Annotated in this window: 18 protein-coding genes and 2 pseudogenes; 12 read left to right on the forward strand and 8 right to left on the reverse strand. The window is 68.4% G+C overall.

The window, feature by feature from the left end:
• Positions 1-352: 352 nt before the first annotated feature.
• Positions 353-931: a TetR/AcrR family transcriptional regulator gene (locus ACYUD3_RS37895; RefSeq protein ID WP_470980853.1), complete on the reverse strand. Its 579-nt coding sequence runs from the start codon at positions 929-931 to the stop codon at positions 353-355.
• 475 nt (positions 932-1,406) lie between these two features.
• On the opposite strand from ACYUD3_RS37895, the gene ACYUD3_RS37900 reads away from it, so the two are divergent.
• The 4 genes and pseudogenes from ACYUD3_RS37900 (at position 1,407) to ACYUD3_RS37915 (ending at position 4,838) form a co-directional block, all read left to right on the forward strand.
• Positions 1,407-2,180, forward strand: a complete 774-nt coding sequence (locus tag ACYUD3_RS37900) for an NADPH-dependent F420 reductase (protein WP_470980856.1) — start codon at positions 1,407-1,409, stop codon at positions 2,178-2,180.
• A 29-nt stretch (positions 2,181-2,209) separates the two neighbouring features.
• Positions 2,210-2,842: a carboxymuconolactone decarboxylase family protein gene (locus ACYUD3_RS37905; RefSeq protein ID WP_470980857.1), complete on the forward strand. Its 633-nt coding sequence runs from the start codon at positions 2,210-2,212 to the stop codon at positions 2,840-2,842.
• 882 nt (positions 2,843-3,724) lie between these two features.
• Positions 3,725-4,593 (forward strand): annotated as a pseudogene (locus ACYUD3_RS37910) (MFS transporter).
• Positions 4,566-4,838: a hypothetical protein gene (locus ACYUD3_RS37915; RefSeq protein WP_470980860.1), complete on the forward strand. Its 273-nt coding sequence runs from the start codon at positions 4,566-4,568 to the stop codon at positions 4,836-4,838. Before ACYUD3_RS37910 ends, ACYUD3_RS37915 begins: the two are co-directional and overlap by 28 nt.
• 299 nt (positions 4,839-5,137) lie before the next feature.
• On the opposite strand, the gene ACYUD3_RS37920 is transcribed toward ACYUD3_RS37915, so the two are convergent.
• Both ACYUD3_RS37920 and ACYUD3_RS37925 read right to left on the reverse strand, forming a co-directional pair.
• A complete protein-coding gene (locus ACYUD3_RS37920) occupies positions 5,138-5,962 on the reverse strand; it encodes a hypothetical protein (RefSeq protein WP_470980863.1) in 825 nt (274 codons plus the stop codon).
• Between the two features lie 403 nt (positions 5,963-6,365).
• Positions 6,366-10,016: an nSTAND1 domain-containing NTPase gene (locus tag ACYUD3_RS37925; RefSeq protein ID WP_470980866.1), complete on the reverse strand. Its 3,651-nt coding sequence runs from the start codon at positions 10,014-10,016 to the stop codon at positions 6,366-6,368.
• Positions 10,017-10,602: 586 nt separating this feature from the next.
• On the opposite strand from ACYUD3_RS37925, the gene ACYUD3_RS37930 reads away from it, so the two are divergent.
• The 3 genes and pseudogenes from ACYUD3_RS37930 to ACYUD3_RS37940 all read left to right on the forward strand — a co-directional run.
• Complete coding sequence (locus ACYUD3_RS37930; RefSeq protein WP_470980868.1) at positions 10,603-11,526, forward strand: quinone oxidoreductase family protein; 924 nt, start codon at positions 10,603-10,605, stop codon at positions 11,524-11,526.
• An 867-nt stretch (positions 11,527-12,393) separates the two neighbouring features.
• Entirely contained in the window at positions 12,394-13,005 is a 612-nt protein-coding gene (locus ACYUD3_RS37935) for a glycoside hydrolase family 3 C-terminal domain-containing protein (RefSeq protein WP_470980871.1), read from the forward strand.
• Positions 12,965-13,282 (forward strand): annotated as a pseudogene (locus ACYUD3_RS37940) (fibronectin type III-like domain-contianing protein); the annotation flags it as partial. The gene ACYUD3_RS37935 and the pseudogene ACYUD3_RS37940, both read left to right, overlap by 41 nt.
• 231 nt (positions 13,283-13,513) lie before the next feature.
• On the opposite strand, the gene ACYUD3_RS37945 reads toward ACYUD3_RS37940, so the two are convergent.
• Both ACYUD3_RS37945 and ACYUD3_RS37950 read right to left on the reverse strand, forming a co-directional pair.
• The gene (locus tag ACYUD3_RS37945) at positions 13,514-14,293 is read right to left on the reverse strand and encodes a carboxymuconolactone decarboxylase family protein (RefSeq protein WP_470980873.1); all 780 of its coding nucleotides are present in this window, start codon (positions 14,291-14,293) and stop codon (positions 13,514-13,516) included.
• Positions 14,290-14,877, reverse strand: a complete 588-nt coding sequence (locus tag ACYUD3_RS37950) for a (R)-mandelonitrile lyase (RefSeq protein ID WP_470980876.1) — start codon at positions 14,875-14,877, stop codon at positions 14,290-14,292. The genes ACYUD3_RS37945 and ACYUD3_RS37950 overlap by 4 nt, the downstream gene beginning before the upstream one ends.
• Positions 14,878-15,229: 352 nt before the next feature.
• Between ACYUD3_RS37950 and ACYUD3_RS37955 the strand changes: the two genes are divergently transcribed.
• From ACYUD3_RS37955 to ACYUD3_RS37970, 4 genes are all read left to right on the forward strand, one after another.
• A complete protein-coding gene (locus tag ACYUD3_RS37955) occupies positions 15,230-15,847 on the forward strand; it encodes a (2Fe-2S)-binding protein (RefSeq protein WP_470980878.1) in 618 nt (205 codons plus the stop codon).
• Positions 15,848-15,861: 14 nt separating this feature from the next.
• On the forward strand, positions 15,862-16,842 hold the full coding sequence (locus ACYUD3_RS37960; RefSeq protein WP_470980881.1) for an FAD binding domain-containing protein: 981 nt from the start codon (positions 15,862-15,864) through the stop codon (positions 16,840-16,842).
• Positions 16,839-19,034 (forward strand): xanthine dehydrogenase family protein molybdopterin-binding subunit, encoded by a 2,196-nt coding sequence (locus tag ACYUD3_RS37965; RefSeq protein WP_470980883.1) that lies wholly within the window; start codon positions 16,839-16,841, stop codon positions 19,032-19,034. Before ACYUD3_RS37960 ends, ACYUD3_RS37965 begins: the two co-directional genes overlap by 4 nt.
• A 210-nt stretch (positions 19,035-19,244) precedes the next feature.
• Positions 19,245-19,790 carry a hypothetical protein gene (locus tag ACYUD3_RS37970; RefSeq protein ID WP_470980900.1) on the forward strand — a complete coding sequence of 182 codons (546 nt, stop codon included), beginning with the start codon at positions 19,245-19,247 and terminating at the stop codon, positions 19,788-19,790.
• 327 nt (positions 19,791-20,117) lie between these two features.
• Here ACYUD3_RS37970 and ACYUD3_RS37975 read toward each other — a convergent pair whose 3' ends face one another.
• The 3 genes from ACYUD3_RS37975 to ACYUD3_RS37985 all read right to left on the reverse strand — a co-directional run bounded on the left by ACYUD3_RS37975 (position 20,118) and on the right by ACYUD3_RS37985 (position 23,277).
• Complete coding sequence (locus tag ACYUD3_RS37975) at positions 20,118-20,495, reverse strand: DUF2255 family protein (protein WP_470980886.1); 378 nt, start codon at positions 20,493-20,495, stop codon at positions 20,118-20,120.
• A gap of 124 nt (positions 20,496-20,619) precedes the next feature.
• Positions 20,620-21,480: a helix-turn-helix domain-containing protein gene (locus tag ACYUD3_RS37980; protein WP_470980902.1), complete on the reverse strand. Its 861-nt coding sequence runs from the start codon at positions 21,478-21,480 to the stop codon at positions 20,620-20,622.
• A gap of 399 nt (positions 21,481-21,879) precedes the next feature.
• Positions 21,880-23,277, reverse strand: coding sequence for an MFS transporter (locus ACYUD3_RS37985; RefSeq protein ID WP_470980889.1), 1,398 nt, complete (start codon positions 23,275-23,277; stop codon positions 21,880-21,882).
• Between the two features lie 154 nt (positions 23,278-23,431).
• Between ACYUD3_RS37985 and ACYUD3_RS37990 the strand changes: the two genes are divergently transcribed.
• Positions 23,432-24,295 (forward strand): helix-turn-helix transcriptional regulator, encoded by an 864-nt coding sequence (locus tag ACYUD3_RS37990; RefSeq protein WP_470980892.1) that lies wholly within the window; start codon positions 23,432-23,434, stop codon positions 24,293-24,295.
• Positions 24,296-24,417: the final 122 nt, after the last annotated feature.

Genomic DNA, 24,417 nt, shown 5'->3' on the forward strand with positions numbered 1-24,417 from the left:
GCGAAAACTGAAGTCTCTACCGTCGCGTCAGCAGTGAATGAAGCTGCACGACGGGAGCGCGCACGACGGCGAACGGGCCGGCCACCCCGTCGATCGAGACGAAAGGCGGATCCCGCACAAAGGGGTGTTGCGCCGCGAGGCGGTGGCCGTTTCGCGGCACCGGCCACTCCCTGCGGAGGAGAGGAGGGGAAATGCCTCGCGCTCGGGAAACGGACCGGGGGCACACCATGGGGCGACCGGCACGAGGTACTTCTGCCGCAGCCGACGAGGCACGCCCGCGGCACAGTCACGGGCTCATGGCAACGGCCGTCGCCATCACCTGCACGGCGGCCGGGAAGAGCGGGGTGGATGGTCAGCCGAGGCTGACTCCCTCGGCCGCGATCTGGAGCGCTGTGCTTGTGGCAGTCCACAGCACGTCGGTGCCGGGGCGCCCGGGAAGGCCGTCGGCCGGGTGCTGGGCCGCGTGCTCGGCAGCCACACACAGGGCTGCGATGATCATCGAGGCCCTGACCTTGATCTGAAAGTCGTCCACCGACGTGCCCGCACAGGCGGCGAGGACCTCAGCGATGGCCGGTTCGTGGTCGTGCTGGAATTGCAGCCAGACGGCACGCAGGCTCGGCTCCGTGCGGGTAAGGCGGACAAGGGTCAGCGTCATCCCCAGGTCCGCCGAGTATGCGCCGGACACGGAGTCCAGGGCTGCGAGTCTTTCGACGACCTGATCGATGGTGTCACCCGGCTGCCAGTCGCCCAGAACTCGCGTGACCTTGGCCAGGCCGGTAGTCAGCAGCGGCTGGACGCAGGATTCCTTGGTGGGGAAGTAGCGACGCAGAGTACGCGTCGAGATGCCCACTCCGTCGGCGATCTCATCGACGGACGTGGCCGCCACGCCCTTGTCGGTGAACAGCCGCACCGCCTCGTGCGCGATCTCCATACGGGTAGCGGACTTGCGCCGCTCGGTCAGCGGCGGGCGGCCCATTCTCCGATCCCCGACCCGCGCGATCCCGTCAGCAGTTCGCCCCTGCCCGTCACCCACTCGCGTTCCTTCCGTCGAACCACCTGCCCGTCGTTCCATGGTAGGGCTCTCCAAGATTTTTTGCCGTGAAGAGACTTACTGTCCATTCAAGGCAAAAAGTTGTAGGGTCGGCACCGGGTCGCCAGCTCCGCTCCTGGTTCCTCTTTGCCGAAGCGCGACAGACCGAGAGCGGAGACCCGGCACGGCAAGTGCCTGCGGCACGCGGCGGACGCGGCTACGCCGGCGAGCGAGCCCCGGCTGCGCGGACCACGACCCGGTGTCCAGGAGGCACCGATCGGGCGACGAGGGTCGCCCCGTCCGGCCCTGCCGGTCCCGCGAAATGCGGTCCCGGCCGCCGACGGATCGAGTCCCTAACGAATGGAGTCACCACCCCATGAGCAAGACTCTCGCACTGATCGGCAGCGGCATGATCGGGGCGACGGTCGCCCGCCTCGCTCTCGCAGCCGGCCTGAACGTCGTCCTGAGCAATTCCCGCGCTCCCGAGACGCTCGCCGGTCTTGTCACGGAGCTCGGCGAGCGGGCCCTGGCAGCCACCCCTACCGAAGCCGCCCAAGCGGGCGACCTGATCGTGGTCTCGATTCCACTCCTCACCTACGAGCAACTGCCCGCTGCGGCCCTCGCCGGCAAGACCGTCATCGACACCACCAACTACAACCTCGAACGCGACGGTGAGATCCCGGAACTGACCTCCGGCGAACTGGCCTCCGGCGCGCTCCTCCAGCGCCACCTGCCCGGCTCCCGGGTAGTGAAGGCATTCAACACCATCGTCTTCACCCACCTGCTCACCCTCGCCAGGCCCCCCGGAGCCGAAGACCGCAGCGCCCTGCCCATCGCAGGCGACGACACCGCCGCCAAAGCGGAGGTGCGCCAACTGCTGGACCTCCTCGGCTACGACGCGGTGGACATCGGCGGCCTCGCGGAGAGCTGGCGCTGCGACCCCGGAACCCCTGTCCACGTGCGTCCGTACCTACAGGACATCCCCCAGGGGATGAGCCCGGAAGCGGCCCGGCAATGGATCTTCCAGGCCCCTGGCGTGCCGGCATCTGCCGACCGCATCAAGGGCCTTGTCGACGCCGCCGTCCATGTACGGCCGAGCGACGTCTTCGAGAACCTCTTCGCCGCCCGTACCCGGCCAGCGGTTTCCTAATTTTCTGACCAAATACGGAGGAACACAAAATGCCGATGCAGCCTGCCGCTTCATCTGCGGAGTCGATTGCGCCGCGCATAGCACCGCTTCCCTATGATCAGTGGCCCCCCGAGATGAAAGAGAAGTTGGGGGCCGCTTACGAGACCGCCCGGAAAGAGGGCGGATTTCTCGGGACCACCGAAAATATGCCGCTGACTTTCTCCCGGCATCCGGATCTGTTCGCCTCTTGGCTTCCCCTGATGGGCTATCTCGCCTACCAAGGCTCGCTCCCGGCCCGTGCGCGGGAACTGGTCATCTCCCGTACGGGCTGGCTCGGACGGGCTCCGCTGGTCTGGCAGACCCATATCTATCCTGCCAGGCACACCGAGGGCGGTAAGGCGGGCGGGGTCCATTTCACCCGGGACGAGGTCGACCAGATCATCGTCGGTCCGAGCGACGAGCGGTGGCCGCCGCAGGAGGCGTCCCTGCTCGCGGGTGTCGACCAGTTCCACAGGCTCGGCGACATGGACGACGACACCTGGACGGAGTTGCGTCTGCACTACGACGAAAAGCAGATCTTTGAACTGATGTATCTCGTCACCAATTATCGAATGGTCGGCGATATCGTCCGGACCCTGCGTATCGACATCGGCTCCGACTTTCCCGGCCTCCGCCAGCGCTGAGGCACCCGCAGGGAATCAGCAGGGGGCTCGTCAGCAAGAAATGTGTGCGGGCATCGCGGGTGGATGATGTGCTATCAGTTCTACGGAAGGGGCACCCGCTGGTTCACCGAACTGGACAGTGCCCAGATCCATTTCACCTCTGAGAGCACGACAGGCCCCGTACTCTTCTGGCGTGGCACACCGACGCATCCGGGTCACAGTCGGTGTGCGACCCTGGGAAGAGGAAAATCCGTGGGAGGGTGGGAGGGATTCTCCCTCCCACGGACGTTGCCGGTGATGTAAAACTGCCGGTATGACGGCCGCAGTGGTCAACGTGAGGAGGCACGGCTTTCCGGGGCCGGCGGCGATCGCGTCTCCTGGTGCACTCCCCGTACTGAGTCGGCAGAAATCGTCGTGGGCTCAAATATCAGGCCCAGCTGTCCATATGGCGATGTGCTGGTCGGGGACCGCAGGGCGGAGTAGGATACCCCGATTCACCTCCAGGCCGCCGGCGCAGAACTGATTCAGGTCGATGCTGCCAAAAGCGGCGGACCACGCGGCGTGAACGTCCCGCCAACGCTGGAGGCAGGCGAGGTCGGCTGCTTGCTGTCCGGTCAGGCGGGGGCCGTCGGAATACCGGGGGGAATCTGCCGCCTGTCGTAGTCGGCGGTAATCGCGGCGAGCTGCGCGATCTGTTTCTGGCTCAGGTATGACATACGACGCTGGAAGGGAACCTGCGCCTCGGTGTTCTTGGCAGCCCGTGGTCCACGGCGCTGGCGCCGGCTGACCCATTCGCCTGGCCTCCTTCCACCCTCCGCTCGGCAGGAAAGCTTCATGCCTCCCTCTGGCAAGTCTCCGACCAGGCCGCCCGCAGCATCTGTCACGCCAGTGGCACAAGGCGTGATGAATCGTGGGCTGACTCTGCTGTTCTCCATCGCCGGCGGTGCGGCGGTCGCCAACCTCTACTGGGCACAGCCGCTCCTCGACTTCATCAGCCATGACCTGCACGCCTCTGCCACGGCCGCGGGCTGGCTGGTCACCGCCACGCAGATCGGCTATGCCGCCGGCGCGCTGCTGGTCGTACCGCTCGGCGACGTCCTGGACCGGCGCCGATTGTTCCGGCGATGCTGCTGTGCTCGACCGTCGCACTGGTGGCCTGCGGGCTCTCGCCATCGATCGGCGTCCTCATAGTCGCCATCGCGCTGCTCGGCGTTACGACCGTGTCCGGCCAGATCCTCACCCCGCTCGCCGGAGACCTCGCCGACGACGCAGAGCGCGGCCGCGTGGTCGGGACAGTCGTCTCCGGCCTCCTCATCGGCATCCTCACCTCCCGGACGATCAGCGGTCTCGTCGCCGACGCGGCCGGGTGGAGGGCGATCTACTTCGCCGCCGCCGCCATGGCCGTCCTCCTGCACCGCGCGATCCCGCCGCTGACACCCAAGGCGCACCTGTCCTATCCGCAACTGCTCGGCTCGGTCTGGCAGGTGATCCGGAAAGAACGGACGGTGCGCTGGACCCTGGTCCTCGGTGGCACCGCGTTCGCCGTGTTCACCATGTTCTGGACCGCCCTGACCTTCCTACTCAGCAGCCCGCCCTTCTCCTACCCGGTCTCCGCCATCGGCCTGTTCGGCCTCGTCGGGCTCGCCGGCGCCCTCGCCGCGCAGCGGGCTGGCCGCCTCCACGACCGGGGCTGGTCCCCGCACGCCACCGGATGGGGCTGGACCGGGTCCTGGTCGCGTTCATCGTGGCGGCGCTCGGCGGCCACTCCGTAGTCCTGATACTGGTTGCTGTCCTGCTGCTGGACATCGCTGTCCAAGGCGTGAACATCCTCAACCAGACCAGACTGTTCGCTGTCTCTCCACAGGCCCGCAGCAGGCTCAACACGGCCTTTGTGACCTGCAACTTCGTCGGTGGAGCTGTCGGCTCCACCGCCGCATCGTTGTTGTGGTCCGCCGGCGGCTGGACGGCCGTCACCCTCACCAGCGCCGGCCTCGGTTGCTTCGGCCTCGCCGTATAGGCCCTCGGCCGCCGAGGGCCGCTCGGGCCGAACACCGCCGGGTGAGCAAGCGTCTGCCGGTCACGCTGTCGCGCCGCGTCTGATGCATGAGAACTGCACCGAAAACCTTTCTGGGCAGCGGGCACGGCCCTTACCCGTCTGAAGTGACTCTTCTGTCCCCAGCCCGAGCAGCGCGACTAGGAACTCCCGGCCTGGCCGGCTACCTCGCTTCAGAAGAGTCACGCCCTACGAGGCTGGGGCACCCGAGTGATCGGACGCCCCAACCCCGTGTCCGCGTGCCTGAGCCGCGCGGTGCGTGGTCAGCAGCGGTCGCCGGCGTTGGTGTCGCGGTCGCGGCCGACGTAGTCGCCGGTCGGTTTTCCGTCGCTGCCAAGCACGTTGCCCACCGCGTCGTAGTAGGCGCCGTAGGACGTGATGTCGGTGTAGGCGCTGCCGCGTCCGCGCCAGTTGCTGACCGTGGTCTGATTCTTGCCGTCCCCGTTGCCCCACGTGTACGAGTCGATGTGGAAGACCGGGTTGCTGCGCACCGTGCGCATGGTCGGGCGCAGCGCGATCCAGCCCACCTTCTTCGTCGGCACGCTGATGCCTATGGTCTTGGACCAGCTGGAGGCCTTCGCGTACGACCAGGAGTGGCTGTAGCTCGCACCGGCCTGGAGGCTGAGGACATCCTTGATGACCGTCCAGTCGATGCCGCCAGAGATTTCCACGCTGTTGGTGGTCGTCGTGGTGGTGGAACCGCCCGTCTGGAGGTTCTGGTTCATCGTGGAGGCGGAGCTGCAGTTGGTCAGGGTGTCGCTGACTCTCCTCTCCGATCCCTTCCAGGTCCAGGAGGAGGACTGCGGGTAGAAGCAGGTGCCCTGGAAGCGCTCGACGGGGTAGGGCAGCTTGTCGGCGGGGATGCCGTGCGTGGAGTCCGCCGAGACCGCGCCCGTCTGCACGTTGATGAAGAAGTACTGCCTTGCCGTCGAGCCATGGCAGAGGGCGAGCAGCAGCTTGTCCGTGTTGAACGGCTCCTGGCCGCGGATGTTCGTCTCAGCTCCGGCCGGCGACACGAGGGCGGCGCCGGCGGCGAGGCTCAGCGCCCCGACGACCACTGCACGCCTGACGGTAGTGCGCTTTATCACGTAAGTACCTTTGCCTTCCCAGGACCGGCGTGGCGTCCGGAGTTTTCCGGGAGTCCCGCCGGCTTTCTCATCAGCGGACGACGCGCACCGGAGGAACTCACCGCCGGTACACAGCCGGTGGCGGTTCACCCAACCTCCGGCTGCGGCCCAATCTCAGCCCCCCGGAGTTGAACTGCAAGCCCAAATCATCGCGCCGATCAATTCGAAGGCGCAGGTCACGGGGTTCTTCTTCGCCGGGGTGTTCTTGCCGGGGCAGGGGCACGCCGCCGCAGCGCCTTCCCCGGACCGGAACGGGCATGGGGATTTGGTGCAGGTCACGGCAGTTACGGACCGGGGGCAACGATGATCGCGCCGCCCTCCGTATCTGTCTTGCCGGGCGGTCAGGGGAATCCCGCCCGTCGACTCACGGGCTCTTGCCGCCGCAGACCCGGCGGTACGGCGCGTCCGGCGCGTAGACATTCCACTGGGTCTGTGTCAGATCTGCGCCAGCACGGGCACAGACCTGTGTGACGGCTTTGCCGGGAGCGATGGTGTAGTGCTGAAGCGGGACGTGGGCGCTGCCCGCGTACAGGGTGCTGTTGTCGTCGCTGAAGGCGAGTGTGTCGATACGCTCGCCGGGTGTGGTGACGGGGCCGCCCAGCGGCTGCTGCGTGGCGGTGTCCCAGAGCTGGAGCGTGCCGGTATCCCCGCCGACGGCCAGCGTGCGTCCATCGCGGCTGACGGCGAGCGCGCTGACCCCTTCCGGGGTGTCGCCGAGGGGGGCGGGAAAGACGTTCCGCAGGACACCCGTGCGGTGGCGGAGCGTGCCGTCCCACAGCGCGACTCGACCGGTCTGGTCGCCTGCTGCGAGGCGGGAGCCGTCGCGGGTGAAGGCGAGCGCGCTGACCTGTTCTCCCTGGACGAGGCCCTGTCCGGTGACCGTCCCGGAGGGAAGGGAGGCGATGCTGCTGTCGCCGACGAGGAGGCGACCGTCGGGGCGGACGGCCAGGTGGATGCTGGTGAGACCAGTGAAGAGGGCTGTCCTGCGGCCGGAGGCGGTGTCCCAGGATTCGTCGGTCACCTCGCCTATGGCCGGAGTGCGACCGGAATACAAGGTGCGCCCGCCGGGGCCAGTCGCCAAGGAGATCACCTGTCCCGCGGACTGAGGCCCCGCCAGGTCCGGTACGGCGCGGCTGCGGTCGCGAGCCAGGTCCCAGACGACGAACCGCTGAGGCGAGGCGCCGTAGCCGGATGCCGTGACGCCGTACGTGAGCGTGCTGTCGTCCGGGCTGAAGGCGAGAAGGGCCAGAGTGTCCTGCGCGGCGACCGGATCGCTGGAGACGGGCGGGGGAGGGGACGGCAGCACACGGATCAGATGTCCGTCATCGGTGGCGCGAAGCTCGAAGCGGTAGCGGGCCCCGGTGCGTTCGGCCGTGGCGAAGGTACGGCCGTCCGGGCTGATCTGTACGGCATCCAGCGGGTGGCTGTGCCACGCAGGAGTGACAGCCGCCCCGAGGTCCAGACAGTGGACGGTGCCGCCTTCCAGGTAGCGCAGGACGGTGCGATGCCCGGGGTCCCAGGCAAGTCTGTACAGGTTCTGGTTGTTGAGGGGGTGGCGGAACACCGGAGCCGCGGGGTCCGACAGCCGCCACACTCTGATCTCTTCGGCGCCGGCAGTGGCGAGGAAGGTGCCGTCCGGGCTGAAGGCAGCGTCCTGTGCGCCGGATTCGTCGAACTCGGCGACCTGGCGGCCGGAGCCAGTGTCCCAGACGTGTACGCCCGAGGCCGAGACGACAGCGAGCCGTGTAGGGCCGAACACGAGGACCGTTCCCTCCTTGCACAGGCCGCGGGCCTGTTCCCAGGCACCGGACACGGTCCTGCTGTGGTCGGCGTCCCAGAGCTGCGGTGCCCCGCCTTCCGGGCAGACCGCCAGCAGCCGTCCGTCGGCGCTCAGGGCGGGGTGTACCGGACCGGGCGCGCGGCTCTCGAACAGCACCCTGCCGTTCTCGACAGACCGCAGCCGCACCCGGTCGTCGGTGAGGCCGTCCACGACGTAACGTCCGGCACCAATGCCGGTGTCGGAGGTGTTGGGGAGAGGATGCGGGTCGCCGGTCCACTGTCCGGTACTCCTGTCCCACAGCCGGACACCGGCGTTCCCGTCGATGGCCAGGAGCCGGGCGTCCGGGCCTGCCGCGATCACCTCTCCGGCCGGCAGCTGTCCAGAACCGGTGCGGCGGCCTCTGACCACGTCCCAGGTGCGCCAGGTACGGCCGTCGATGCTGAGCAGCGTGCGGCCGGAGTCGGCGAGGAAATGTGTCGGCTCGTCGCCCGGCACCGGGTCGGTGAAGACCGTCTGCTCCGGCTGGTCGAGGGAGCCGAGCAGGGCCCGGCGGGCCTCCGGCAGCGGCGAGACACTCCAGGCGGCGACGCCCAGCAGCAGCGCGGTGCGCGGGTCGGTCGTCCGCAGCGCGTCGGCGACCTCCGCGATCCGCCGGGCAGCGGCGTCGGTACGCTGACGCTGGTTGTCCCGGTGCTGCTGCCACGCTGCCAGCCCCGCCACCAGCGACACCGCCACTACAGCGGAGAGCGCGGCGACGAGCACCCGTGCCCTGCGGGTGATCCGCGAGGCCGCCCGGCGCTCCGTTTCGCGCGCGCGGAGCGCGGCACCGAGGAACTCCTGTTCCAGCCCTGTCAGTGCGGAACTCCCGCCACGCTTCGGACCACTGTCCTCGCCGTCGTGGATGTCGTCAGCGAAGAGCTCCTCCGCGTGGGCCAGGCGGGCGCCTCGGTACAGCGAGCCGGGGTCCCGTTCGTGCTCCGTCCAGGCAGATGCCGCCTCGGTCAGCCGCCGGTGCTGGCGCAGTTGCTCGCGGTCCTCCTCGATCCACCAGCGCAATCGCGGCCAGCAGGTGATCAGCGCCTCGTGTGCGAGCTGTACACCGTCTTCGTCGATAGTGAGAAGCCGGGCGTCGGCCAGTTGTTCCGCCACCAGGAACACGCCGGGATCCGTGTACGCGTCCAGTTCGGCCCGGGCGAGCGGGCGCCGGGTATCGGCGGTTCCCTGGCCCGGTTCGATGAGCCGGAGCAGCAGACGCCGGGCGGTGACCGCCTGTTCCGGGGACAACTGCCCGTACACCTCCTCGGCGGTCGCCGCGATGGCGCCCCGGACCCCTCCCGCCGCCTCGTACGCCGCCAGGGTCAGCAGCCGGCCGCGGCGGCGCTTCCACGTCTCCAACAGAGCGTGCGAAAGCATCGGCAATGCTCCGGGCTGGTCCCTGACCTCCTCCACGATCCGCGCGGTCAGGTCCCGCTCTACCAGAAGGCCGACGGCCTGGGCCGGGCCCACGACAGCTTCCCGCAACTCGTCCGCCGACATCGGACCGGCCAGAAGCGACGCGCCGGCCAGCGCATCCGCCAGACCCTGGTGTTCGGCACACCGGGCATAGAAGTCCGCCCGTACGGCGACGACCACCCGCAGTCGGCTGTCCGGGTTCCGGGCAGCCAGCAGCATGTCGATGAACCGGACGCGTTCCTCCCGGTCCCTGCACAGAGTGAAGACCTCCTCGAACTGGTCAACGAACATCCAGCTCTCCGGCCCGTCCTGCGCCGCGGCCAGCAGATGCCCGAACCTGGTCGCGGGCCGGGCGCCCGGGGTCAGAACCCGAACCACCGCCGGACGCCCCTGCCGCTCGATGTACTCCCGCAGGCGGGGGACCAGCCCGGCCCGCAGCAACGACGACTTACCGCTGCCCGAGGAGCCGAACATCACCGCGAAGCGGTGCCCACAGACCAGTTCCCGCAACGCCTCCACCAGCCGGTCACGCCCGAAGAACAGTTCACGGTCGTCCGGCTCGAACCGCGCAAGGCCCCGATACGGCGGCGCCGAATCATCCTCCGGCTCCTCCCGTACAGTGCCCGCGGCCTCCGCTTCGGCTTCTCTCCACCGAAGCTCCCACCCCGCCCACTCACCCCCGCACGCCCGAACATACCCCTGGACGACGGCGAGCGAAGGCGGCCATTTCCCCGCCGCCGCGCTGGACAACGTCGTAGCCGAGAAACCCGCCGATTCGGCCATCGCCCGGTACGAGGGGCTGCCCGCCGACTTTCGCAGCTCACGAAGTTCATGAGCCAGACGTTGTATGGGACCGGCCTCAGGGTCCACGGGCTTCTCGGGGCGCCCCACAGAACCACCACTCTCATCCACGCGGGGAATAAAAACGACGTTCGGGGCGTCAATATATGTTCCTCATAGATGCGGCGTAAACAGTTTCCGCCCAGAGTGTGGCGCTGATGACAGTGAAGACATGAATCCATGCCCAACAGCCCGGTGAGATCCAAACGAAGATTCACACCTGATCCGAAGATCTGGAGTTCTGGGTCCTCCCAGTCCGGACCCAGAGGTGCACGGCACTTCCGGGCCCGATGCGGACTTGGCCAAAGCTCTCCTCCAGCTTCCGAAACTCAGACCGGCCCCATATAGGAATCCCACCTCAATCGCAACCCATCCGGGGGGGGCGAGTTTCTTACCTGTTCACCCGCTCCCTGGATTCAGCGCGCCTCTTTGCGCCAGCGCACTGGCACGGAAAAGATACAGGGGCTCAAGAACGCAGAAATGCATGCCCGAGATCCCTAGGAGTAACTTTCCTATGAAGGCTGTAGGAGTGACTGAGTTCGGCGGCCCCGAAGTACTGCGGGTCCTGGAGCTGCCAGAGCCCGAAGCCGGTCCCGGCGAGATCCGCATCCGCGTATATGCGGCGGCCGTCAACCCGATTGACACACTGGTACGTCAGGGGCTGGTCTTCGTGTCCGATGCCGAGCCGCCGTACGTCCCCGGCATGGACGCGGCCGGCGTCATCGAGCAGATCGGCGATGGAGTCGAGACCGAACTCAGCGTCGGCGACCGTGTCATGGCCATCGCAGTCGTTTCCGGTACGCACGGTGCCTACGCGGAGCAACTCGTGATCCCCGCCGACTCGGTGGTCCGCGTCCCAGTCGGCCTCACCGACATCCAGGCGGCCACACTGCCCATGAACGGTTTGACCGCCCGTATGACATTGGACCTGCTTGAGCTTCCCGCCGGCGCCACGGTGGCCGTCACCGGAGCAGCCGGTGCCGTAGGGGGCTACGCCATCCAGTTGGCCAAGGCCGACGGGTACCGAGTGATCGCCGACGCGGCACCGAAGGACCAGCAACTCGTGAAAGACTTCGGCGCCGATGTCGTACTGCCCCGTGGAACCGACTTCCCGGAACTGGTCCGCAAGGAGGTACCCACCGGTGTCGACGGTCTCGTTGACACCGCAGGCATCGCCGCACTCGCCTCCCACGCAGTGCGTGACAACGGCCGAGTGGCGTCGACGGTCAGCGGCGTCCAAGTGCCGGATGACCGCGGCATCATGACCCGCATCACCTTCGTGCCGCAGTACGCACGTGAACACACCAAACTCGACCGGCTCCGGGAACTGGCCGAGGAAGGCCGTCTCATCCCGCGCGGGGTCGCACAGACGCTGCCGGCCGATCAGGCCTCCGAGGCGCACCGACTGCTGGAGGCGGGTAGCCTTCGCGGACGTGTGGTGCTCACCTTCTGAATCACAGTCGGCCAGCCCTCGAAGGCAGCGGAAGCGCCGCAAGAGTCCACGATGCCGTACCTTAGCCGTTCGCTCCGCAGATGGTCGGCAACCCGGTGACGCTCGGGGTGATCGGGTTGCCGGAATCTTGCGGGGACTCTTGCTCGCATCCTGTTCCTGAAGACGCTGCGCACCTACCGCAGAGCCGCCGCACCTGCCCGCATGCACCAGGACATCACCCGCAAGTAGCCGGTCGCGAACTGGCCGCCTCCGCCAGCAGGTCGCGCTTCAGCTCCACGGAAAAGTTCACGCCCCTCGTCGGGGTGGCACCGGTCGACCATTTGCTGCGGCGACGGATACAGAGAGCCAGGAAGACGCCACGCGACAGCGACCGGACAATGTCCGCGATCCCCGCAGAATGTGGTCATCGATCGGAAAGCGCCTTCAAGCGAGCCATAGTGCACGCGCCCAACCACTGCCGGAAGGCCGCAGTCGGCTGCCTGCCGACGACCAGACAGACAGGCCGGTCACGGTCCGGCGCCCGCACCGGCGGTGATCCGCTTCCAGCCGATGACGGCAGCGATGACGAGGGGGGTCGTCGGGGTCGGTGCTGTCGAAACCGCAGGCCGTCCCACGCCCTGCGGGGCCTGGGGTAGGGGTCGCTTTTGACTTTGGTGGTGCGGTCGAAGATGAGCGTGGAGCACCGGGTGGTGTCGTAGCGCGGCCAGGCCACGCCGGTGGAGGTGCCGGTGGCGGCGAAGGAGGTCCACAGCTGCTGGGCAGTGTCCGACAAGCGGGCGTTGGTGGATCGGTGCCGATGAAGTGCCGGGCCCGGTCGGTGGTGAGGGTGGTGGAGATGCCGCTGGCAACTATTTGGACGCGCCGCTGATGAAGGCCATCACGGATGGCAGCATCCCGCAGCGCGACGTCGACGCCTCCGTTACCCGCATCCTCACGCAGATGCACCACTTCGGGCTGCTGCGCTGTGCCGATATTAACGGGGCGCAGGACGGATACTCGCTGCGCAAGTGGCCCGAGCCGGCCGGACCCACGGGTGACCGGATCGCTCAGCAGGTCGCTGAGCAGGGTGCCGTGCTACTGAAGAACGAGCACGACACACCGCCGCTGAACCGCCGCTCGGTCAGCCTCGCTGTGATCAGTCAGCCGGCCGAGAAGCCGGCGATCGGCGGTGGGGGCAGCTCCGAGGTCAACCCGAACACCGTCACTGTCCCGCTCGGCGAGATTCGCAAGCGGGCCACCGGGCCGGTCGCCTACCGACCCGGCCTCGACCTGACCGGCTCTCGCATCGCTGCGGATGCCCTCGACCCGGCGTTCCCCCGGTCGCCAGCGACACCTCCGCTTACCCAGGGCGCGACGACGTGGTCACCTACCGCGAGAGGAACGATGTCGGCTACCGCTGGTACGACAAGACCGGCACGCGGCCCCTGTTCCCGTTCGGATACAGCCTGTCGTACACGTCGTTCGCCTACAGCCAGCTGAAGGCCCAGCCCACGAGAAACGGGCTGACCGTGACGCTGCGCGTGCGCAAAACCGGCGAGCGCACCGGGTCGGACACTCCGCGCAGGTCTACCTCGGCCCGGACGCCTCCTGGCACGGCAAGCAGCCCACCAAGGCACTGGCGGGCTGCACCAAGGTGACGCCGAAGCCAGGGCATCAGCGTACCGTCCGCATACACGTCGGTCAGGACAGCCTGTGGCACTGGAACACTGCCACACGCTGGTGGGATGCGGACAGCGGTACGCGCACCGTGCGGGCCGGTCCCTCGGCCATGCAGCTCCCGCTGCACACGCACGTCAAACTGCACCGACCTGACAGGGACGTGGTGCCGGTGGCGGTCGGCCGCCCCCGGCACCCACATATTTCGGCGCACCGGGGCAAGCAGTTGAAGTCCCCATCGTGCCGCACGTCGGCGCTGCGCGCAGCAGTGTGCCCTGGATCGTGGAGAAGGTGTCTCCTTCTCCACGATCCAGGGCCGCGCGCCAATCTGTCAGCGGGACTTCAGCACGTCGCTGATGACGGGCATGGCGGTGAACACCTTCGGCCAGCCGGTGAAGTACACCGCGTGGTGCAGCATGGCGTCGACCTGGTCGTCCGTGAGCCCGGCGTCCATCGCCTTGTTGAGGTGCACAACAATCTGGCCGCTCTGGCCGATCGCGATGAGCGCGACGACGGTGGCCAGGCTCCGGTCGCGCAGCTTGAGGTCCGGGCGCAGCCACAGGTCGTCGAAGAGCACCTTGTCGGTATCGTCCACGACGCCCTGGGACACGCTGCCGTACTGCTCCTGGACACGCTTCTCACGGGCCCGCTCGGCTTGCTGGTCCTGCGGGAGCAGTTCTGGATCGCGCTCGGGCAGTTGGTCGGCGTCGATCCGGTGCGCGGCGAACACCTTGGCGATCACTGGCACGGCGGTCTTGGCGTTCTGCCAGCCCGAGTAGAACGCGAGCTGGGTGACCGTCTCCGAAATTTCTGCCGCGGTCAGGCCGTCCTCCAGAGCGCGGTCGGTGTAGCGGCCGAGTTCCTGGGTCTGCCCGCTGGAGATGAGCACCGCGAGGGTAATGAGACCTCGGTCGCGGCGCGAGAGGCTGTCGTCGTTCCAGAGTTTCTGGACCTGCTCCTCGTCGTACTTGGCCAGGGCCGGGGAGACCGATTCGACCTGGTGCGAGCGGGGAGCGAGCTCCGAGGTGGTCTGTGCCTGGGCGGTGTAGCCGACCAGAAGGGTACCCGCAGCGAGTGTGCCGATGAGGGCGGGTGTCCTGGGCTTCCTCATGCCTGCCGCCCTCGCTTGTGGCCGTGGTACTGGTCGTCGCTGACGTGCTCCATCCATTCCTGCGTGACACCGTCCACCGCGTAGGTGACGACGAGGTGCGCCATCGCGCTGGTGCTGGTCGCCCCGTGCCAGTGCTTGACACCCGGCGCGAACCAGACGATGTCCCCCTCGTGGACGGTGATGCGCTTCTTGCCCCACTCCTGCACCCACCCGGTGCCCTTGGTGATGATCAGGCGCTGTCCTTCGGGATGGGTGTGCCAGGCAGTGCGGGCTCCGACAGCAAACCGTACGTCGGAGATGCGTTCGGCGTCCCCGTCACTGATGTACTGCGACTGGATCGACACCTTCCCGGTGAAGTTCTCCGGGGCACCCGGCACCGTCTCGCGGTCCGCGTCGCGGGAGACGACGATGCCCGGGCTCGGGGCCACGTTGACGGGCGCGGCCTTCGCGGATCCTGCGGCGGCACTGGTGGAGGCCGGTGCCGAGCCGGTGGAGCAGCCTATGAGAAGCAATGCGGAGCCCGCGACGCCGGCGAGCGCGGCCGCTCCGGTTCGTCGATACGCCTTGGCCATCGATACGTCCATTCTCTGCTGGGTTTCCGGGGTCAGGCGGCATGCTCGGAAAGTCGGCTCAGTCTGGGGATGGAACTCGGGACGAGCCGCCGCCTACGCCCACCGGGGCCATGCACGCGCCGAGCGGACGGTGCCTTGCACGCTGTCAGTGATCACTCAGACCCGTAAGGGACAGGCTCTCTCAGGGAGAAACCCTCCCTGTCTCCCCCGGGAAGGTTTCGGGCACAGTCGCCACAGCAGCGGGCATGCTGCACGGGACCGCACCGACACGGCAGCTCGCCTGTGAGCGTGCCCGGCGGTCACTTCCGCCTCGCTCTGCGGCCGTAATGAGAAATCCCGACGCTCTTGTCCAGGGGAGATTCCAATGAGCTCCGAGCCCGCCACCCCGCCCGGCACCGGCCGGCGACGCCCGACACGGCGCACGGTGCTGGCCACCGGCGCCGCCGCCGGGAGCGCGCTGACCGTGGCTGGCCTGCCCCAGCTGACCGCCGGCACCGCGCGGGCCGGGGAGCAGGCCCCCAGCAGCGAAGTGACGGTCACCGTCAACGGCACCCGGCACACGCTCACGGTGGACAACCGCACGTCCCTGCTGGACTTGCTGCGTGAGCACCTGCAGCTGACCGGTACCAAGAAGGGTTGCGATGCGGGAGCGTGCGGCGCGTGCACCGTCCTGGTTGACGAACGGCGCGTCAACAGCTGCCTCACCCTGGCCGTGCGCCTGGACGGGCGCGAGATCACGACCATCGAGGGCGTCGCCGAGGCAGACCAGCTGCACCCGCTCCAGCAGGCGTTCATCGACCAGGACGCCTTCCAGTGCGGCTACTGCACCCCCGGGCAGATCATGTCCGGCCTGGGCTGCCTACGAGAGGGCCGGGCCACGTCCGCCGACGACATCCGCGAGGCGATGAGCGGCAACATCTGCCGCTGCGGCTGCTACCCGAAGATCGTCCGCGCGGTCGAGCAGGCCGCCCGCCACACCTGAGCGAGGCCCACGCCATGTATCCCTTCACCTACCGCTCCGCCAGCACCGTTCCGGAGGCCGTGCACGCCGCAGAGCGCGGCGCACGATACATCGCCGGCGGTACCACGCTGGTCGACCTGATGCGCGAGAGCGTGGAACGGCCCGACACCCTCGTCGACATCAGTACTCTGCCCCTGGACAAGATCCATGCCGCCGACACCGGCGGGCTGCACATCGGCTCACTGGTCACCATGGCTGAGGCTGCCGCGCATCGCGCGGTGCGCGACCGCTATCCGGTGATCAGTCAGGCGCTGGAGGCCAGTGCCTCCGCGCAGCTGCGCAATATGGCCACGGTCGGCGGCAACCTGCTGCAGCGCACCCGCTGCTCCTACTTCCGGGACGTCAGCGCCGACTGCAACAAGCGCCGTCCCGGTTCGGGCTGCGCTGCTCGGGGCGGCGCCAACCGCGTGCACGCCGTCTTGGGCACATCCGACTCCTGTGTGGCCACCCACCCCTCCGACCTCGCGGTCGCCCTCGTGGCGCTCGACGCCGCCGTCCAGGTGCGCGGCCCCAGCGGTGAACGGCACTTCCCCTTCGCCGAGTTGCTGCTCAAACCCGGCAACACCCCGCACCGTGAGCACGCGCTGAAGCCGGCAGAGCTGATCACGGAAGTGGACGTGCCCGAGCATCCCAAGGGGCTGGTCTCCGGCTACCTCAAGGTCCGTGACCGGCAGAGCTACGAGTTCGCCCTGACCTCGGCCGCGGTCGCCCTGCACGTCACCGGCGGACGCATCACCACCGCCCGCGTAGCGGTCGGCGGCGTCGCCACCGTGCCCTGGCGGCTGGATGCCGTTGAAAACGCCCTCATCGGGCAGCGGCCCCGCCCCGGACTGTGGTCCGAAGCCGCCCGGCACTCCATCCAAGGCGCCCGCCCGCTTGCGCACAACCGCTTCAAACTCCCGCTGCTGACCCGCACTGTGGAACGGCAGCTGGCGGAGATCGGAGGCACGCTGTGAGCCAGCCGTCCGGCGCTGTCGGCGCCCGCGTCCCCCGCGTGGAGGGCCGCGCGAAAGTCACCGGCACTGCCACTTACAGCGCCGAACACGATGTCCCCGGCACCGTGCACGCCGTCATCGTGGACGCGGCCGTCGGCCGCGGGCTCATCACCGGCATCAACACCGGAGCCGCGCTCGCCCTGGACGGCGTCCTCACCGTCATCAGCCACCTCAACGCACCCCGCCTGCCCTACCGGGACAACGAGAGCAGCAACAATCCGCCCGGCGGCCGGCGTCTGCGGGCCTTCCAGGACGACACCGTCCACTTCCGCGGCCAGCCCGTCGCCGTCGCCGTGGCCACCACCCTGGAGCAAGCCCAGCACGCTGCCCGCCTGGTGCGGGTCTCCTACGACAGCCAACCCACCGAAACCGATCTGGAGCGGGGCACGCCCGGAAAGGCCACGACGTACCAGCGGGGCAACGCTGCCGACGCACTCGCCGACGCACCCGTACGGATCAAGGCCACCTATCAGCTGGCCCGCAACCACCACCATCCGATGGAACCGCACGCCACGATCGCGTCCTGGAAGAACGACGAGCTGACCGTACGGGACAAAACGCAATGGGTGGTCGGCGTCCAGACCGAACTCGCCGCCGTCTTCGGCCTCGAACTCGACCAGGTTCATGTCATCTCCCCGTACGTCGGGGGCGGTTTCGGCAGTGCGCTGCGCGCCTGGCCACATGTAGTGATCGCGGCGATCGCCGCCCGCGCCGTGAAACGTCCGGTCAAGGTCGTCCTCACCCGCAAGCAAATGGCCTTCGACACCGGCTACCGGCCTGCCTACCGCTACCGCCTGCACCTGGGCGCCACCCGACGGGGCCGCCTGCTCGCCGCCGATCACGACATCCTCGCCGAGACCTCCCGCTACGAGGACTTCACCGAGGCCGTACTCAGCAGCGGCCAGATGCTCTACACGACCCCGCACGTGCGCCAGAGCTACCGCAAGGTGCCGCTCGATGTGAGCACCCCGCTGTACATGCGCGGCCCCGGCTACGCCACCGCGGCGTTCGCCCTCGAATCCGCCGTCGACGAACTCGCCCACAAGCTCGGCATCGACCCCCTCGAACTGCGCCGGCGCAACGAACCGGACGCCGACCAGTCCAACGACCTGCTGTTCTCCACCCGGCGACTGGCCGACTGCTACACCACCGGCGCGAAGGAGTTCGGCTGGCACCGGCGCCCCACGAAGCCGGGCACCCGCCGTGAGGGCCACTGGCTGATCGGCATGGGCATGGCCGCCGGCGTCTACGACACGCTGCGCAATCGGGCCCAGGCCCTCATCCGGCTCGACGCCGACGGCAGCGCCCTCGTTGAGGCCGCCGCCAGCGACATGGGACCGGGCACCTACACCTCACTGTCCCAGGTCGCCGCTGATGCGCTCGGGCTGCCCCTGAAGCGCATCACCACCCGGCTCGGCGACTCCACCATGCCGCCCACCCCGCCGCACGGCGGCTCCCAGACCATGGCCAGCGTCGGATCCGCCGTCCAGGCCGGCTGCGACACCGTCCGCCGCACCGCCATCGATCTCGCCGTGAGCGACCCCGACTCCCCGCTTCACGGAGCCGACCCCGAGAAGGTCGTCGTACGCTCCGGCCGCCTCCATCTGCCCGGTCAGCCCGCCCGCAGCGAGACCTACCGACAGCTGCTGGAGCGCAACCGGCGCACCCACCTGGAGACCACGGGCACCTTCGCCCCACCCACCGGCGCCAAACGACACTCCATGTACGCCTACGCCGCCACCTTCGCCGAAGTCGCCGTCGACGCCCGCCTCGGGCGGGTACGGGTACGACGTCTGTTCGGTGTCTACGACGCGGGCCGCATCATCAGCCCCACCCTCGCCGACAGCCAAGCCATCGGCGGCATGATCGGCGGCATCGGCACCGCCCTGCTGGAACACTCCGTCACCGACCACCGCGACGGCCGCATCACCAACGCCAACCTCGCCGACTATCTCGTCCCGGTCAACGCCGACATCGAAGACCTGCAAGCGATCTTCCTCGACGGCAGCGACACCGTCGCCGACCCGATCGGCGTCAAGGGCCTGGGCGAAGTCGTGCACGTGGGTGTCGCCCCGGCCATAGCCAATGCCGTCTTCAACGCCACCGGACGCCGCATCCGGCAACTGCCCCTCACCCTCGACGCCCTCCTATAACCCCTGAACCCCTCCTGCCGACCGCGCCCGAAGCAGGGTCGGCAGAAGGCCCCGCGCACAAGAAGAGCCCAACATGCTGAACATCGCCGACACCCTCACCCACTGGTGCCGCACCTGCCGCACCTGCGCCGTTGCGACCATCACCACCGCCACCCCGGCAGCACCCCGCTGCCCGTGGGTACCTCCATGGCCGTCGACACCGACAGCAACGTGGCGGGCAGCATCTCCAGCGGCTGCGTGGACGGCACCGTCCACGACCTCTGCCCGCGCATGCTGGCGGAGAACGGTGCACCCGAGCGGACTCGCTTCGGCTCCTCCGATGCTGATGCCTGGGCCGCGGGACTGATGTGCGGTGGCAGCATCACCTTGTACGCACAGCACATCCACCCGGCCGACCACGATCATCTGGCCTTCGCCCTGGCCGCCGCTGCCGCCGAGCAGCCCGTTGTGCTCATACAGATCACCGAAGCCGACGCCCCAGTCCTGACGGGTCGGATTCCGCTGCTGCCCCAAGACGGAACTCCCGCCCAAAGCCCACCCGTTCCTGCATCACTGACGGCGCTCGCCGCAGCCGCCCACCGCATCGGCGCCAGCATCCTCGTCCAGAGAACCCCACGGGAGACGGCTGCGTGTCCGCCAGCGCTCTGGTGCGCACCTGCCGCCCGCACCGGACATGCTGATCTTCGGAGCGCTGGAATTCGCCGACGCACTCAGCCAGGCCGGCCACTTCCTGGGCTACTGCGTCACCGTGTGTGACGCCCACCATGTCGTCACCGACAGGCCGCACCGCCCGCTCGGCTACATCGGCGCCATGGGCTCACACCGCGCCCACGCACGCCGGCTCGAACTGCTACGCGCCCACGGCGTCAGCGACGGCGCCCTGACACGCCTGAACGCGCCAATCGCCCAGACGTCGGCGCCGCTATCCCGCAGGAGACTGCAGTCTCGATCACCGCCGAAATCCTGGCTCACACCCGCAAACAGCCGGGCACACCGCTCACGGACACCAGCGACCCCATCCGCCCGCGCGCCATCCAGGCAACGACCGTGCCCTGAGCCCACGGGCACAACCTGCGCGATGGACTACTGCGGGATCAACTTCAGCGTGGCCTGACGCGCAGCGTCGGCAACCATCGGATCCACATAGCGGGCCCCGTACCGGCCGTACTTGCTGCGGTAGGCGGTATCGATCTCGTCGTTAAGCGCCCGGTCGGGCTCATCAGCAAAGGCCACGTCCCTGTTCACTCCGCCCGAGGAAATGTGCCCCTGGTGCCGTTCCTGCGCGGCACGGAACCAGACCCCGCGCCGGCCTCGATGGGCACGGACATAGAGGTGGTCCCCAATCCTGACGACCCAGATCGGCGTCGGCGAGCGGTACCTGCCGTCCGCACGCAGCGGCGCAATCTCCAGTTCCTCGGCATCCCCGATCCGTGACAGCTCCGGGGCGCTCCAGTACGTCATACTCCTCGTCCCTTCATGATCACGGAGCGCACATCGCCCCTGCTTTGGTTCAGTGAGCCGGCACACCGCAGCCGTGGCGTGCGCAGACGGGCCAGACGGGTTCACGCGCGGCAGAGTGCCGCGGTCAGGCAGCGACGGGAGCAGCCTGAGCGGCCTCAGCCGACAGCTGCGACAGTTCTTGCAGTCGTCGGCCGGCGCTGCTGCCGGGCCGGGCGGTCCAGCTGACCAGCCGCTGGTCGGGATCGACGGTGCTGGCCAGGGTGCTGCTCTCCAGCTTCAGCGTGCCCACGATCGGATGCTCGATGGTGGTGCCGCGCACTTCGATAGCCACCTGGTACGACGACCACCACTCCCGGAAGGCGGCGTCGCGTTCGGTGAGTTCGCCTACCAGCGCCTGAAGGCGCGGACTACCCATGTGCACCGACACTTCCATGCGCAGCTGGGCGACCGCCTGTTGTGCCACGTCTTCCCAGTCGGCGTGCACCTTCCGCATCCGCGGGTCCAGGAAGATGAGCCGTACCCAGTTGCGTTCCCACCGCGGAACCCTCGCGAAGTCGGCGACCAGGACTGACGCCAGGTGATTCCAGGCCAGCACGTCCATATAACGGCCCAGCACGAGCGCCGGGATGGCAGTCAGACCGTCCAGCAGCTGCCGCAGCTGGGGCTGCACGGACTGAGCCCGAGGCCGTCGTTCCTCGGTACCTTGCTGGCTGAGCAGGCAGAAGACATAGTGGCGCTGCGCGTCGTCGAGCCGTAGCGCGGAGGCCACTGCGGCTAGGACGCTGGGGGTGACCGCGATACGTGCCTGCTCGATGCGGGTGTAGTAGTCCGTGCTGATGGAGGCCAACTCCGCGACCTCCTCGCGCCTCAGCCCTGACACGCGGCGCGGCTCGTCCCAGGCCGTAAGACCAACGGCTTCGGGGCGCAATGCGTTGCGGCGGGCCCGGAGGAAGGCTCCGAGTTCTCTGGCGCGTCCCCTAAGCATCAGCAGCCTCCCAGGAAGGAATACGTGCACGGCCGGCCCATTGCGGGATCGAGCGGGGGAAGAGTGCCATCTGTCCGACTGCCTTTCGTTCACAGGGCGAGCGATTCCATCGCGACCCCGCCGCATACTCACGATGTGCTCATAGCTATGCAACAGGGATCGGCACACGCTGGGGAGAGACTGTCGGGCGAGGTACTCGCAGGGGCTCCCCGAGCCTCTGCGCCACCCATAGGCTGGCAATTTTGCCGAGGTTAGAGATATTATTGATCATTTAATGACTATCGAGTCGTCAGCAGCGCAGCCGGGGCTACACCTCGCCGCTCTCGCGCCTGGAGGGCCCTTCCACCCCGGGCGCTCTATATCTTCAGTCGCTATGTGCGCCCTGGGCCAGCTCGGTGATCACACGTCGTGGCCTCCGGCGGCGCCGAGGCGTCCGGTGGCCAGGGCTGCCATGAGCGCGATGGCGGCGACCAGAGTGAGGCTGATGCGCAGCCCGTGCTGAAAGCCCGCCGAACTGGAGATCAGGGCGCCGAAGACGGCGACGGCCAGGGCGCCGCCGATCTGGCGGCTGGTGTTGAAAACGCCGCTGGCGGTGCCGGTCTGCTCGGCGGGCACGTGCTCCAGCAACAGGGCGGTGGTCGTGGGCATCACCAGCGGGCCGGCCATGCCCACGGGGATCAGCAGCAGCGCGCTCGCCCATATCGGGACCGAGGCAGGTACGAGCGCCAAGGCGATCGAGCCGACCGCGATCAGGACCAGTCCGGCGATCATCGGGACGCGAGGCCCGGTGCGCTCGGCGATGCGCGCGGAGAACGGCGTCAGCAGCGCGCTGAGCAGCATCATCGGCAGGAAGGCGACCCCGGCTTCGAGCGGGGACAGGCCGTGCTGCTGCTGGAAGTATAGGGAGAACAGGAACGGCAGTCCGTAGAAGCCGACCATGAACGCGAATCCGATACCGGTGGCGACGACCACGGTCGGCGAGCGGAACAGCGTGAGCGGCACCATCGGGTGGGTCACCTTGGCCTGCGCCGTCACAAAGGCGACCAGCGAGACGACAGCGATACCGAGCGAGGTCACTACCTGGGGGGCGGTGAATCCCGCGCCCCCGGCATCGATCACCCCGAACGTCAGACCGCCCATCGCCAGGATCGCAGTGACCTGTCCGATCCAGTCGAACGGAGCAGGGCGGGTCGGCGACGGCTGAGTGCGAGACAGCAGGAGCAAGGTGAGAATGCCGACTGGCACATTGATCCAGAAGATCATCCGCCACGACACCAGGCTCAGCACGCCGCCGAGCACGGGGCCCGCGGCAGCAGCCACTGCGCCGCCCATCGCCCACACCCCGACCGCACGCGCCCGGCGCGCCGGATCAGGAAACGCCTGACGCACCAGCGCCATCGACGTCGGCATGGTGACGGCCGCGCCGATCCCCTGCACCATGCGCGCCGCAATCAGCACCGGCAGGGACGGTGCCAGCCCGCACACCACCGAGGCGACGATGAACAGCCCCAGACCACCGGCGAACGCGCGGCGCGCCCCGATCCGGTCCGAGAGGGACCCGGCGGACAGCAACAGAGCCGCGAACATCAACGTGTAGGCGTCGACCACCCACTCCAGACCAGCGATCCCGCCGCCCAGCGCATCCCGGATCGAGGGAAGGGCAACATTCACGATCGTCGCGTCCAGCGTGATCACGAAGAAGCCCAGGACAGCAGCGGCCAGCGTCGCGGTGGCGTGCCGGTTGGTCTCAGGCGCGTCCGCCTTCGACGACCGATGCGGCGAAGCGGTGAGAGGCATGACGGTACGTGGTCCTTCCGGGGGACGGAGATGCCGACCCAGATGGCCCGGGCACCCATCCACAGAACCACGCACCCCATCTGACCTGGGAGTCCTTTTCCGGAGAGGTCCTGCCAGTGCCCCTCCCGACTGCAGCGTGTCCTAGGCTGAACACGTGCCAGCCGACACCGTCCGCGAAGACATCCGCCACTTCCTCACCAGCCGGCGGGCCCGCCTCACCCCGCAGCAGGCCGGCCTGCCCGACTTCGGCGGGCGCCGCCAGGTCAGCGGCCTGCGCCGCTCGGAGGTCGCCCAGCTCGCCGCGATCAGCGTCGAGTACTACATCCGCCTGGAACGCGGCAACGTCGGCGGCGTCTCCGAAGAAATCCTCGACAGCGTCGCCACCGCCCTCCAGCTCGACGACGTCGAACGCGCCCACCTGGCCGCCCTCATCCGCGCCGCGAACGCACCGCACCGCACCGCCGACCACGACGGCGGCACCTCACACGTACGCGACAGCGTCCAGCAGATCCTCGACGCCATGACCGGCGCCGCCGCCTTCGCACGCAACGCCCACCTCGACGTCCTTGCCACCAACCAGCTCGCCCGGGCGCTGTACCAAGAAGCACTCGACACCGACGACCAGCCGCCGAACCTAGCCCGCTTCGTCTTCCTCGACCACCGGGCCCGCCGCTTCTACCGCGACTGGCATCGCATCGCCCACGACGCCGTCGGCAGCCTGCGCACCCAAGCCGCCCGCGCGCCCGGCAACACCGACCTTGCCGACCTCATCGACGAACTCAGCACCGGCAGCACCGAGTTCGCCCTGCGCTGGGACGCACACGATGTCGAGTACTACCGCAGCGGACAGCAACGCTTCCACCACCCCGTCGTCGGGGACCTCGACCTCGACTACGACGCCCTCGAAATCCCCGCCGATCCGGGCCTGACCATCGTCACCTACACCCATGGCGCCACATCTCCCTACGCCACCGTGTTCTCCCAACTACGCGCATGCCTTCCGCAACGTGACACATAAGTGGTACCGATAAACCCACGCTGGAATGTGAGTAAACGTCAGAAGCGCGTCACTGAGCTTCTTCGAGTTGGCTACCGATCGGGTGACGGTCGGCGAAGCGCAACGAGCGAGGCCCCCGGGCT

The organism is Streptomyces sp. AMJ-169 (genome assembly GCF_055597585.1).